Source organism: Paenibacillus sp. FSL K6-1558, from assembly GCF_038002565.1.
GTDB classification, from domain to species: Bacteria; Bacillota; Bacilli; order Paenibacillales; family Paenibacillaceae; genus Paenibacillus; species Paenibacillus polysaccharolyticus.
The window spans coordinates 3,708,500-3,722,952 of the sequence record NZ_JBBOCV010000001.1 but is presented as its reverse complement, the minus strand read 5'-3'; the positions used below and the strand labels follow the sequence as shown (position 1 = coordinate 3,722,952).

Annotated in this window: 8 protein-coding genes; 6 read left to right on the top strand and 2 right to left on the bottom strand. The window is 44.1% G+C overall.

Features of this window, described 5'->3' with window-relative positions; all coding sequences use genetic code 11:
* Window positions 1-80: 80 nt before the first annotated feature.
* Together MHI38_RS15990 and MHI38_RS15985 are read right to left on the bottom strand one after the other, a co-directional pair.
* The gene (locus MHI38_RS15990; RefSeq protein WP_154889698.1) at window positions 81-533 is read right to left on the bottom strand and encodes a HEAT repeat domain-containing protein; all 453 of its coding nucleotides are present in this window, start codon (window positions 531-533) and stop codon (window positions 81-83) included.
* Window positions 534-664: 131 nt separating this feature from the next.
* Window positions 665-1,660: a YndJ family transporter gene (locus MHI38_RS15985; protein ID WP_221787655.1), complete on the bottom strand. Its 996-nt coding sequence runs from the start codon at window positions 1,658-1,660 to the stop codon at window positions 665-667.
* A 311-nt stretch (window positions 1,661-1,971) separates the two neighbouring features.
* Between MHI38_RS15985 and MHI38_RS15980 the strand changes: the two genes are divergently transcribed.
* From MHI38_RS15980 to MHI38_RS15955, 6 genes are all read left to right on the top strand, one after another.
* Window positions 1,972-2,361, top strand: a complete 390-nt coding sequence (locus MHI38_RS15980) for an ArsR/SmtB family transcription factor (protein ID WP_312027586.1) — start codon at window positions 1,972-1,974, stop codon at window positions 2,359-2,361.
* Window positions 2,358-3,221, top strand: coding sequence for an aldo/keto reductase (locus tag MHI38_RS15975; protein ID WP_221787653.1), 864 nt, complete (start codon window positions 2,358-2,360; stop codon window positions 3,219-3,221). Before MHI38_RS15980 ends, MHI38_RS15975 begins: the two co-directional genes overlap by 4 nt.
* A 310-nt stretch (window positions 3,222-3,531) precedes the next feature.
* Window positions 3,532-5,271 carry an ABC-F family ATP-binding cassette domain-containing protein gene (locus MHI38_RS15970; RefSeq protein ID WP_341181435.1) on the top strand — a complete coding sequence of 580 codons (1,740 nt, stop codon included), beginning with the start codon at window positions 3,532-3,534 and terminating at the stop codon, window positions 5,269-5,271.
* Between the two features lie 180 nt (window positions 5,272-5,451).
* On the top strand, window positions 5,452-6,537 hold the full coding sequence (locus MHI38_RS15965) for a 5-methyltetrahydropteroyltriglutamate--homocysteine S-methyltransferase (protein ID WP_341181434.1): 1,086 nt from the start codon (window positions 5,452-5,454) through the stop codon (window positions 6,535-6,537).
* A gap of 15 nt (window positions 6,538-6,552) precedes the next feature.
* Window positions 6,553-8,043, top strand: coding sequence for an aldehyde dehydrogenase family protein (locus MHI38_RS15960; protein WP_341181433.1), 1,491 nt, complete (start codon window positions 6,553-6,555; stop codon window positions 8,041-8,043).
* 328 nt (window positions 8,044-8,371) lie between these two features.
* On the top strand, window positions 8,372-14,434 hold the full coding sequence (locus MHI38_RS15955) for a DUF7601 domain-containing protein (protein ID WP_341181432.1): 6,063 nt from the start codon (window positions 8,372-8,374) through the stop codon (window positions 14,432-14,434).
* The last annotated feature ends 19 nt before the right edge of the window (window positions 14,435-14,453 follow it).

Sequence of the window (14,453 nt, the reverse complement as noted above, 5' to 3'; positions counted from 1 at the left end):
AGCCACTCCATTTTTTGAAGTGGCTTTTTACTCGGCTATTATTTTGCAATCTGCTATTCATACGGTGAACGGCAGCCATCTTATCTTCTACCTAGTGTCTCCCAAATACCATGGAGCCAGGAGTCGAACTCAGCATCTTTGTCGCCCTCGTAAGTATCATAGAGATCCAGACGTGTTTTTTGCAGTTTTTCCTTGAATTCCTCAAATGTGTGACCTTCGGGAAGGCTTTTTTTGATCCGTAGCAAAATTTTGTTCGTACCTTTAAACAGCTCGCCTTTGTTTTTGGCAGGCATTTGTACTTCTTCACCCAACTGTTTGAGCTTGAGATATGCGGCTTCGCGCACTTGGAACACTTGATCATTTTTCAAAACATTCTGCAGTAACTTAATGGTAGGTTCTGTGTCCCAGTTCCCCAATTCGTTCACCGCGTTCAGTCTGTCTCTCCAGCTTGAAGACCGATTAGCCGCTCGTTTGAGCTCTTCAAAGTTCTCTGGTAGTCCGTTAACTGCTCCACTATCATGGTTGTTCGTCAAGATTCAATCTCCTTAATCATCGCCATCTGGCAAATGATGAATGTTATTTATGTGATCCCTATTATAGCACGAACCTGACTAAACTACTCATACGAAGCCGATGGGTTAGCCTAAAACCATGTTCACCCAACTCATAAAGATGTACCAACCCATCTATTCTCCTTGGCCATCTTTTTCTCCTGAATAGAGTTTACCATGTACACCCAACCAATCAATCCGCATAAGACAAAACCAAATGCGTGTAGAGCTCCGTAAATAGGAATAAAGTCGAGTATGGTTAAGGAATACATATTTTTCAGTAACGGATAGAAGATGGAGATGACAACAACCGTGTAAAAGGCTAGACAAGAAAGGCCTAGGAAGAAGGATGCCTTCATATTCAAAGCGTTTTTCCGCAAGTAAGCCAGGAGATAAGCCGTATAAACCACAATATTACAAGCGAACAAAGCGACACCAACGTACTCGATCGGTTTGGAGAAAATCATACCAAAAGCAATCAATAGCGGTCCGATAATATCGATGGCAACGACCCAGGGATACCAGTTTTTTTTCGCCATAATCCGTCCCAGTGCACCAATGAAAATTGGAACGATCGCAGATGAGAAATGAAAGTGAACCGAGCTCAAGGCATGCGTAGTAACATTGGCATTGAAAAGCTCCACTTGATATTGATATAACGTAAACCATATTCCCCCGATAAAAAAGTAAACAAGTCCCGCGCCAATGGCTATTTCCGCTGCTTTTCCTTTAGCCATCACAATTGTGGTCAAGCCATAGATGCCCAGCAGTAGTGTGAACAGTAGCCAACCCAGGGAGAGCATGCCTGGTATTACCGTGCCTTCGAAACTCCACATCTTATTGCTCATGACGGAAAATAGGGTAAGAAGCGCGGCCGGATATTGAAGCCACTTCATAAGAACAAACATTATTCGTTGCTGTTTATTCTGTGCATCATATCTCAAAAGTAAAATGACAAGAGGAACGATGACGAATGCCGCATACAGTATGAACTTTTCAACAAGTTGGAATTGGAAGTAATCCAAATAAAATATAAGAATCGTCATGATTCCACCGGGAATCACAGGCATTAATAATGACTTCATTGGTTGCTTCAGAGAACGCTTCATGGCAGTTCCTTTCTAACTATATTTGTTGTATAAGCGGCGTACATTCAGGTATGTAGCATTCATTAGAATAGACGGGCAATGCTCGTTTAAGTTTAACACATTTGATTTTCAAAATATTGTCTAGCATATAAAACGAGACCCTCTAGATAACATGGTCAACCTTATCACCACAAGTCACAGCAATTTCTCTAAAAATCCTGTGAAATTGGAAAAATGTTGTTCTTGGATTTCTTTCCCGAAGTACTGCTGTGTCTGAGATCGTGGTATCTTATATTCGTCAAAAGAATTAAACGGTTCAACGAAAAGAGGAGATTCCCGTCGAACAGCAATTTTTGAATACAATCGCGACCGAATTTAAGAACAACCAGAAGGTACTGAATGCCATCGGAGACGAGACTCGGCAGGCGATATTGATGGCTTTAATTCAAGGACCGCAGAAAACGGGCATGCGTGTGGGTGAGATCAGAGTGCAAACACACCTCTCCCGGCCTGCTGTATCACATCACCTGAAAATACTGAAAGAAGCGCAGATTATCAGCGTTCACAAAGAAGGAACTCGTAACTTTTATCGGCTGGACGCCGGAAGCAAGCTGAAGTCGTTGAAAAACTTGGCGAGCGAGATTGATAAGCTATTTGAACAATGTGAGGAGCCAGCCACGGAATCACGATCCCGAACCAATGAAAGGGACGATCTTCGATGAAACGTACAATGCAAGCAGCAAACGGAGTCGATATTCCGCAACTCGGATTCGGCCTATATAAGATCAAGCAGGGGGAATCTTTCGAAAAAACGGTTGAAGAGGCGATTCGAATCGGATACCGCCATTTTGATACAGCGAAAATTTACGGGAATGAAGTAGCGCTAGGCCGAGTCATTCAAAAAAGTGACATTCCTCGGGAAGATTTCTTTATTACCTCGAAAGCTTGGACAACGGATCTCGGATATCATGCGACGAAAAAGACATTTGAGCGAACTTGCCAAAGACTAAACGTAACGTATCTCGATATGTATTTAATTCATTTTGCCGGTGCCCATTATGTGGATGCCTGGAGAGCGATGGAAGAGTTGTACGACGAAGGCCGGATCAAAGTCATAGGCGTAGCTAATTTTGAGATCAAGAATTTGGAGCATCTTAAGAAACATGCCCGGATTTTGCCCATGGTGAATCAGATCGAGACACACCCGGAATTCCAACAACGAGAGTTGCATGAGTATATGGTGAAAAATCAGATTCTGCACGAGGCCTGGGGCCCGTTAGGTCAGGGGAGCAAAGAACTGCTGGAGCACCCCGAACTGCTTACAATCGCTAGAAAGCACCGAAAGTCGGTGGCACAAGTCATTTTGCGCTGGCATCTGGAGCGGAGTATTATTGCAATCCCGAAATCATCAAATTCGCGAAGAATACGAGAGAACAGTGAATTATTTGATTTTGAGTTGAATGCTGAGGAAATGGAACATATTCGCCGATTGGATACGGGAAAAAGATACTCCGTAAGCCCGACTGGTCTTATGGTCCATCCGATTTACATCCATTTTATGAAGCTATTTAGTCGTCCGTAATAACGCATAACGACAGGGACATCCGACGAAGGATACCCTTAAACGTGCAGTTTAAAGAGAATATAGAGGATGTAGAAAGCCTTATCCTCATATGGCGGCATACAGATTCCTCTTTAAGACATGGTTTCTTTGGTCATATGCGTAATCGACATAGCCAAACTTTGGTTTCGGCCTAGAAATACAAATCAATTGTACTTGCCCTCAATCAGTGTTACGCTGAGAATCGACAACCTCAGGTTTATTCAAACTTACGTTCTGTAACAACCCCAAACAATAAATTACTATTCTAGATACCAAGAAAGGTAACACCATGATCAAAGCCCAAAACTTATCTTTTTCTTTTCCGCAGAAAGAACTTTATAAAGACATTTCATTTACACTCGAAGAGGGCCAACACTGCGCTTTTATCGGCACAAGCGGTAGTGGCAAGAGTACGTTGATTGAAATCTTGATGGACCCGGAAAGACATTTGTTCGAGGGAAAGCTGGAGATCGATCCGGATTGCACAATCGGGTATATGAGTCAGTTCTCACAGGTAGACCCAACGACAGAAATGACGGTTTTTGAATATATCGCAGAAGAATTTATCAAGCTTCAGGATGAGATCACAGCGATTTATGGGGAAATGGCCAACACATCGGATATGGATTCACTGATGGAAAAAGTGCAATCGGCTTTGGACGCACTGGAGGCCATGGGTGGAGATGATTATGAAAATACCATTCATAAACAGTTGAATCTGGCCAACCTCATGAAGCTGAAAGATGCAAGCCTATCGTCCTTAAGCGGCGGGGAATTCAAGCTTGTTCAAGTCATGAAGGAAATGCTCCGCAGTCCGGATCTGATGATCATGGATGAGCCGGATGTATTTCTAGACTTTGAAAACCTCAATGCGCTTAAAAAATTGATTAATTCCCATAAAGGCATGTTACTGGTCGTTACGCATAACCGCTATCTGTTGAATCATTGCTTCAACAAAATCATTCACCTTGAGAACATGGAGCTTCAGGAGTTCGATGGACGATATATCGAGTACAATTTCTCCTTGCTTCAGACGAAGATTGAACTGCAGGAAATCGCAGTTGCTGAAGCGGAAGAGATCGAAAGATACGACGGTGTCATCGAAAATCTCAGAGCCATAGCAACGATTAATTCGGAAGCCTCCAGAGGAAGAGCGTTAAAAGCGAGAGTGAAATTTCAAGAACGTTTGGAAGCGCGCAGAATCAAAGCACCGTTTGTCGACATCAAGCAGCCGAATATTCGGTTTGGCCTGGATCATCAAGTGAAAGACAGCATCGCGATCAAGGTCAATAACTATAGTGTTTCCTTTGATGAGCTAGTTCTGCAAGATGTGAACTTCGAGATCAAATCGACAGATAAAGTGGCCATCATCGGCCCCAATGGTACCGGAAAAACAACGTTGCTTCGGGATATTTTCAAAAACAATCAGCCATCCATCGAAATCAATGAGGATCTCAAATCGGCTTATTTATCACAGCTTCAAGGCGAAACGCTCAAAGATTCGAATACAATCCTACATGAATTCATCGATGCCGGGTTTGAAACGTATGATGAGATCAGAGCTTATCTTGTAAACTACGGCTTTGAAGGCGAAATCCTGGATCAAAAGATCGAATCACTGTCCGGCGGCGAAAAAAACATGCTTCAATTGGCTAAAGCTGCCGGGGTTCAAGCTGACCTGTTGCTTCTTGACGAACCGACAAGCCATCTGGATATCTATTCGCAGATTGCACTGGAGAAAGCTATCGAAGAATATCAAGGCGCGATCCTCATGGTTTCGCATGATTTCTATTCGGTCGTCAACGGTATGGATTATGTACTCATTATTGAGAATAAGACGATCAGAAAAATGAGCATGCGCAAATTCAGACAGATGATATACGCCAGTCATTTCGATAAAGACTATTTGCAAAATGAACAAAATAAAAAGGCTGTTGAAATGCAAATCGAATTGGCTTTGAAAGATACCAATTTTGAACGTGCAAAAGGCTTGGTCGATGAGCTGGAAGGCATCATTAAGCAGCTATAATCATCAATGCTGGCGCTCCATTATATAAATCCACGACCCTATGAGGTTGTGGATTTTTTTCTTGTTGAGGGCTTTTTGTTATTGCTAAAAGCTATGACCAGTCATGCTTTTTTCATATTACAGGTAATCATTTTGATCATGCTATACTCAGGAAACTAAAAGTTAGAAGGAGATTTTTCTATGATACCATTCCGTAACGATCATGTTGGAAGCTTCCTACGTCCTGCGATCTTGAGTCAGGCGCGTGAACAATATAAAGCTGGCACTATTACATATGAAGAACTAAGAGATGTGGAAGATCAAGAGATCATCGGATTGATTGAGAAACAAAAAGAAAATGGCGTACTCGCGATTACGGATGGTGAGTTTCGCAGAAGCTGGTGGCACTTTGATTTCCTGGGTGGTTTGGACGGTGTAGAGCTGTATGAGGAAATTGATGGACCTAAATTCCATAACATGCAGACTCGCAAGGGCGGAATTCGAGTTGTGGGTAAGGTCGATTTCTCTACGCATCCCTTTGTGGATCATTTTAAGTTTTTGAAAAAACATGCAGGTGACGCCGTGGCAAAACAAACTATTCCAAGTCCGAATATGCTTCTCTATCGATTGGAAAACGGCGCCAACAGCTATACGGATCGGGAGCAATTTCTTCAGGATACGATTGCGGCCTATCAAAAGGTCATTCAAGCCTTTTATGACGCAGGATGTCGTTATCTGCAATTAGATGATACAGCTTGGGCAGACCTATTCTCAGAGGCTGGTCATGATAAACTGCGCGCTAAAGGGTTGGAACCGGCAGTAGAATTGAAAACGATGCAACGTATGATTAATGAAACTTTGGCTCATAAACCGGCGGATTTAGTTGTAACGATGCATATTTGTCGGGGTAACTATAAATCCAACTTTTTCTCAACAGGTGGTTACGATTATGCTTCTGAAGTTATTTTTGGAGGCTTAAATGTAGATGGGTTATTTTTAGAATTTGACGATGAGCGCTCAGGTAGTTTCGAGCCATTAAAATATGTGAATCGAACAGATTTGAAAATCGTGCTTGGTTTAATCACATCGAAAACCGGCGAGTTAGAAAATAAAGAGCAGATCAAAGCCCGGATTGCAGAAGCGGCAACTTACGTTCCCCTTGATCAACTTTGCTTGAGTCCACAATGTGGCTTTTCTTCCACCGAGGAAGGCAACATTCTAACTGAAGAACAACAATGGCGTAAACTTCGTTACGTGAAGGAGATTGCAGAAGAAGTATGGAGTTAAGGGAGGGAATTTCATATGACAATTCAAGCAGATCAAGAGACAGTTACAGTTGAAGCCTTCATTAACGGTCAACATGTAAAATCCCTTTCGCAGTTAGCAAAAGAGAATCCGGCCAATCCAACTGAGATCGTAGGTTATTTCCCTGTCACGACCAAAGAACAAGCGGTCACCGCCATTGAAGCGGCGTCAGGGGCTTTTAAAACGTGGAAACAGACCTCCATTGACGAACGCATTACTCGGATGCGCAAGGCGATAGAGAAAATTAAAGCAGCGGAGAATGACATTGTGCATTTGCTGTCTAGAGAGCATGGCAAGCCTCTGTATGATGCACACGGTGAAATTTTTGTTTCGCTGATGTGGATGGATTTTGCTTGTAATGAAGCTGCATCCGTTCTGGCAGAAGAAATCCACGAGCATGACCATGGTAAAACGATTGTATCCTATGATCCGATCGGTGTGGTAGCAGCGATTAGTCCATGGAACTACCCGATTGCTCTATCTACAATTAAGATTGCTCCTGCCTTGCTTGCGGGCAACACGATTGTGCTTAAACCGAGTCCATATGCACCACTGGCAGCGGCGAAGGTGGCCGAGATCATTGCGAGTGAGTTCCCTGCGGGTGTAATCAATGTTGTATACGGTGATGCGGATGTGGGCGTTGAACTGACGAGTCATCCTCTGGTTACGAAAATCGCCTTTACAGGTGGAACTGCAACAGCGAAGCATATTATCAAAGCCGCTTCCGAAACGATTAAAGATATGACGCTGGAGCTTGGTGGGAATGATGCGGCAATCTTCTTGGAAAGCTTTGATGTTCATGATGAGCGAGCCATGCGCCGGATTGTCATCTCTAATTTCCTGACAACAGGCCAAATCTGTATGATCGCCAAACGCGTATATGTACACCATTCGATTTATAATGAATTTGTGGAAAAATATATAGAGGCGGCTAATCGCTGGATTCGAATTGGTGATCCGTTTGATTCCAATACGACGGTAGGTCCCGTCAATAATTTGAAGCAGAGAGATTATGTGCAGGGTTTGGTTGAAGATGCGCAAAAGCGCGGGGCTAAGGTCATCCCTCTCGGTCAAATCCTTGATCAAAAGCGGTTTGAACAAGGTTACTATCTGCAACCTACGCTTGTTTTGGATTGCGATGTTCATGATCCGATTGTCGTGGAGGAACAGTTTGGTCCGACGGTTCCAGTTCTGCCATTTGACGATGAAGAGCAGGTTATTAAACTGCACAATGAGAGCATATATGGACTTACGAGTTCTGTGTGGGGAAAAGAAGAGGATGCTATCTCTTTGGCACGTCAACTCGAAGCTGGAACAACCATGATTAATACAGCTGCTGTGCAGGGGCTTGATGTTCGGTTCCCTTTTGGTGGCTTCAAGCAATCGGGTATTGGCCGTGAATACGGCGCAGAGGGTATTCTCACGTATACGGAAAAACATGTGGTCAACGTTCCGAAGATGCTGGATCTTCCATATATACCTGAATAGATTTTAATCGAATAACAGACCACATCGACAGTGTGCAGGGAATAAATAGGATGTGGAATTAGAATTAAACATGGAATGTAGGCTCTCCATTTGCGCTTTGTTTACTGATTGTTAATCAGTAGACAGGGCGCTTTTTTGCTTACATATAAGATTCGTAACCAATATTATAACGCTATAAATGTAGCACATATTTAATGGAGGCAACTCATTACAAATCATCTCTAAAGGGCAAATATACGGCTGGTCAGAATTTGGTTAGACCTCTAATTTATAATGGTCAGGTATGCCAGTTTCGACGAAAATTTTAGAAATGGAGGAGATTCTCGTATTGAAGCAAAGACGCAATGTAGGTAAACCGTTATTGTCCTTATTTCTGGCAATTATGCTTGTTATGCAGACAGTGATGTTCTCCACTGCTGCATATGCAGAGAGTGTACCTAACGATATTGGAATGGGCGCAGTTAGTGACACTGACTCGCTGAGTATGGAAGAACCAACTTCAGTATCGGAGGCAGTATATGATGTACCCGACAATTCCATAATGCTGGCAGCTGTCCCAATGGATAAAACAGCAATTTTTATGGAATCTAATGTATCCTTTCCGCTGGAGTTGAAGCAAGGGAATGTGGTCATTGATCTGAACGGTATTATTAAGGGACGACAACCATTTACGCTCAAATCGGAAGGGCTCAAGATACCTGTCAATGGGGATGATGCCAATCCAACGAATGCAGATCCTGAGAAATACATTCAAAAGGGTGACTGGATTGAGCTGAAAAGAGAAGATCACTTCAAGGAAGTCGTGCTTCCGACAGCGACCAGAACCTTGTATGCACAGACTGACTCAGGCACTAAACAGCTGGGTACTACCTATTTTACTCCAAATAGCATTCGAGTTGTCTTTGATGGTGATGATAACTTTTTCAATGGTGTTGGACGAGGTGTTACTTTCAGTTTCGAAACGACAGCTGATGCAGATGTAACGGGATTGAATTATGGCGATAAAAAACCTGTCAACATCTTTGGTAGTACATATCAGCTAGAGAATCCGAATGTTACAGCAGAGTACGGTATTACGTTAACCTCGCCTGGAATGATCAGGTGGGATCAGTATAGTTATCGCGGACTTCAACCGGCCCAATTCGTAGAAGGCGCGATTACTTGGCAGTCAACCGTATCGGCATCCGATCAGTTTGATAAAACGATCAAATTGCCATTAGACGGGAAGACATTTTATACGAATCCCTCAGCATATAATACAGGCTCTGGAAATTCACGCGGCATTTATGTGGAGGGCTCCTTCAAAGTTAACGATCAGAACGTAGCACCAGTTGTTGGAGCAGACGGATCGCTGACTTACATTTTTCCACAGGGAACAGGTCCGGAACCAAAAGTAGAATATAAAACCTGGATTCCTAAGGAATCGTATTATTACGAGTATCGGAATCCGCCAACCAATCTGGGGCGCAACCACCGGGATACGAATGGTAAAGTGGAACTGAGACAAGACGATAGCATGCTGGTACAGGCTGGGCTGGAGATGAGCTTTGCTCCCGACTGGATTCAATCCAGTGCTTCATACGATCATGCGAGTGAGACCATTACCTGGAAAGTCACAGTTAACCGATATAACAAAAATGGGTTGAAAGACTTTACGATTACCAATGGTTTACCTGCCGGGCTGAATTTTGTATCGGCTGAATGGCAAGAGGATGGTACCGAATCTGGATTAACACCCATTACACCAGATGCAAACGGTGTGTATTCTTTTGGAAATATTAACGGTAAAGTGGATTTAATTATTAAAAGCAAAGTAATAAGTGGTTCCAGCTTCAGAATCGATCCTCGCGCCAACTGGAATTTGGATACACCGGCTGGTATACAGAACAACGATGTAACGACGGGTAAATGGCCTGTAGCAGTAACGGACGAGGCCATCGTTAACATCGGCGCGCATAATTTCACCAAATCAGGTGCTGTTTCTACAGAGGATTATAACCAAGGTAGCATCACGTGGACGGTTAACCTTGCCCCGCAATATGCTCTGCCGAATGCAGCGGTATATGACGTCCTTGTACATGGCGGTAATTTGGACGTCTTGGACAACGCCGTAGATGTAACTGGCGAAGTGAGTGCAGAAACCATTGCGAAGATCAAAGCAAATGTAACTTCCGCACAGCTTTGGAAGCAGTATAAGGCAGGAACGCTGAAGACGAGTGAAGCCAATCTGACGATGAAGGCAATCCCTTTAACGGTGGATGGTAAAGTTGTGGCGGATTTAATCAAGGTGACTGGATATACGGATAGTTCCGCATCCTTCAGCTTCCGTGCACTGGAGACCAACCCGGACATCCTTTTCAGACAGGACATCAACGTAGGCAAAACAAGTTCTAATCGCGCTTTGCTCATTGATGGTGAGAACGTAAGACAAGCGCAAAACAATGCCAATCTTCACCTGCGTATGCTGAACAAGGATATGCTCTTTGCTTCGAGGCCGTTGAAAGTCGATGGCACACTTGAAAATGTTAGCCCAAATAACGTTAACAGTTACATTAGAAACGATAGTAATGATGCATGGACGATTTCTGCTTATGACCGGACAACCAAGACAGTCACCTTCCGTCTAGGGGTAAACATGCCAGGATATAACACAGAAGAAATGGCTAAAGATGGCGGTAATCGAGTCATTAGTAATATGAAGCTAGTGGATACATTGCCTGAAGGCTGGGAGTTTGTTCCCTTTTCCGAAGGTAAAGACTATGAGCTTTGGAAAGGATTTTCCGACAACGGTTCAGGTACAGATTACGGTACGAGAAACGATGCCAAGAACATTATTGAACCGGGCACTGACGCTCATGTCGTAAGTTCCTTCACCCATAATGGCAACGTAGGAACGTTCACTTTTTCTAAATTGGAGAGTCCTTATGTGATCTTGGTGAAGGCAAGACCTTCTAACGAAGCTTTAGAGGAATATTTGAACGAATACACGACGAATGGCACGGACAAGCAAGTGGTATATAACAAAGCTGACCTCCATATGTCTTGGGGTGGAGTAGAAAAGATTGTCTCTGAACAGCGTAAGATTATCGTACCGATCCAGACTCTGGGCAAGTCGGTAACTAAACCTGTTCCAGGTGTGTTGGAATGGACAGTAAACTATACTCCGCCATTTAACATGAAGCAGGGCGTTTATCTGGAGGATACCCTGGGTGCAGGCATGAACTTACGATATGAAGTTAACGGAAAGCTTGTGCTGACATCACCTAGTATGGCCGTCTACCCTGCTAAACTAACAGCTAGCGGTACTCTGGAACGAGGTGAAGCCCTCGACCTGAGCGATCCTAATAGCGAAGTTCAAGTAGAGGTTGCACCAGGTGCAGATGGGACTACCGTCCTCAAATTCAAAATGAACAATCCGAATAAGTTTTACCAGTTTGTATACCAAACTGAAGTTGATCCATCGAAAGCGAAAGCCGGAGACAAAATGGGCAACGAGGTAAAACTGCAGGGCGATGACAGTCTGAGTGCTGTCAGCGCTAGAAGTGAAAGTACACTGGACAGTTCAGACGTAGCAGGTAGTTCAAGCTCCAATGCCTTGTTGCCTCTGAGAAAAGTAGATCCGAATGGAAATCCGTTGAAAGATGTAGAATTTACACTCTATAAAAAAGACAGCGGAACTACAGTTATCAAAGGAAAAACCGATAATTTAGGGAAACTTAATCTTCTATTCCCTGACCCAGGCTACTATGAGCTGAAGGAAACATACATTGATACAAATACTTGGTTGCCTACAACAAAGATTTATCAAGTATATGTAGGTAATACACCGGGAAAACCTCTCTGGGTAGACGGGGTAAAAGTAACCTCGGATCAGCCACTGATTGTGCCAACACCTGCCCAAGGCAAGCTGACCATTACCAATAAGGTAGAAGGCAACGGCAGTGATCCGAACAAAGGGTTTGTATACACTGTGACCTTCACTGGTGAAGGTCAGGACGAAGAGTATGTCTATAAGAAATCGGATAATACGTCTGGAACGCTCAAAAATGGAGACAAGATCGTCCTCAAGCATGGGGAATCTGCAATACTTCCTGCTTTGCCTGCGAATCTGGTCTATACCGTGACTGAGGACGATTATACGACCGTTGATGGCTATACGACCACACCTGATACGAGAGAGCTGTCCGGCTCCATTGTGAACAAAGGTGATCATAAAGCGGACTTCATCAACGAACGAACCGTTAACAAGCTGACTATTAGTAATACGGTCATGGGCAACGGTGGCGATAAGACGAAGGAGTTCGAGTACACCATTCACTTTGAAGAAACAGGCAAAGATGAAAGTTACTCTTACATGAAGTCGGATAATAGTACAGGCACGATCAAGTCTGGCGACACCTTCCGCCTTAAAGACGGAGAGACACTGGATATTTCAGGCCTGCCTAAACATCTGAGATACACAGTTAGCCAAAAAGATTACACAACCGATGAATACATGACTACTCCTGAGGAACGGTATTATTCCGAAGTGATGAAAGGCATGGATGAAGAAGCTCCATTCACGAACGTGCGCGTTTTGAAGGGCGGACTACTCATCAGCAACACAGTGAAAGGCAAAGACGAAGATAAGAGTAAGCTGTTTAAGTACACCATCACCTTCACAGGTGAGGGATCAGATGAGTCCTACGCCTATGAGAAGTCAGATGGCAGCAAGGGCATGATCAAGAACGGTGATAGCTTCGAGCTTACCGATGGCCAGACACTTATTGTGCAAGGACTCCCTACATCTCTCGAGTATACGGTAACGCAGGACGATTATACGAAAGATGGTTATGTGACAGACCCTGAACGTTTTGTTCGCACGGGTGTGATTCCGGAGAAAAAAGCGGCTGAAGCTAAATTTAAAAATACTCGCCCTTATCTGGAAGGTGTACTGCGTGACAACAATACAGGAGAAGTCATTCCGAATGCATCCATCACGGTGACTGATCTGAAGACAGGTGAAGAGCTTCAGATTGAGACGAATGAGAAGGGTGAATATGCAGTCCCAGCCGTAGCTGATACGGACTACACGATCACATATACGAAGTTGTATCGGGTAGGCGGAAGAGATGTACCTGTTAAGTTTACACAAAAAGCAAATGTAAACAGCAGTGTTACAGACGAGACCATTCCAGCGGATATCACTGCTGTAGGTATCATTATGCTCAAACAAATGGACGGAACAACAGAGCTATTTAACAGCTTGCATACCAGCCATATGTATATCTACCTAAAAGACAGAGACGGTAATTATATTACGGAAAATGGTCGTCCTAAGGCTTTTCCAATGGCTTCGAACGGAACGTTCTCCGTGGAAGGCTTAAGCGAACAGAAGTACACCATGGAAGTTCGTTATCAAGTGGAGACGGGTGAGGAGTTGCTCCTCAAAGTAACGCAACTCGACGTGAAAGCTAACGGAGAGCTGAATATTTCTGAGGAATTAGTCGACCCTTACGGTACGGTCTACGATGAAACTACAGGAAATGCGAGCACGGGCAAGAAAATTGAAGGAGCAAAAGTTACACTGTATTATGCGGATACACAGCGGAATAGAGATAAAGGCCGCATTCCGGGTACAAAAGTAACACTTCCAGCGGTTCCAAATTTCCCGCCGCACGACAACAAGAGTCCAGAGCAGGATAGCGATGTCAATGGACTCTATGCGTACATGGTATTCCCTGAAGCAGATTACTATCTGGTTGTAACGAAGGATGGATACGAAACGCACACTAGCGGTACGATTTCTGTAGATTTTGACATTGTCAAATACGATGTGCCAATGAAGCCGATCCGTTCAGGTGGTGGCTCCGGTGGTAACAGCGGAGGCAACACTGGCAACAGTGGAACCGGCAACGGCACTCCAGGAACGAGCACTGGCAACAGTGGGACCGACCCTGGTATCCCAGGAATCAACAACGGTACTCCCGGAACGAGCAATGGGAACGGTGGGACCGATAATGGTATTCCAGGAACCAACAACGGTACTCCGGGAACGAACAATGGGAACAGTGGAACAGATAATGGTGTTCCAGGAACCGATAACAGTATCCCAGGAACTGACACTGGCAACAGCGGAACCAATAACGGTACTCCGGGAACGAACAACGGCAACACCGGAACCAATAGTGGTACTCCAGGAACAAACACGGGCAACACCGGAACCAACAATGGCAACGGTGGAGCGACCAAAGGTGACCAGTTTACGGATAACGTCAGCAACGAGTTGGACGATGCTCCGAAAACAGGAGACAACAGTATATCGCCAATGTTCTATATGATTTTGGCACTGATGTCCTTGATTACGATCGCTTTCTGTCTGCTCGGTAACAAGAAGAAAAAGCACATTTAATGACCGGAAAGGCGGTAAG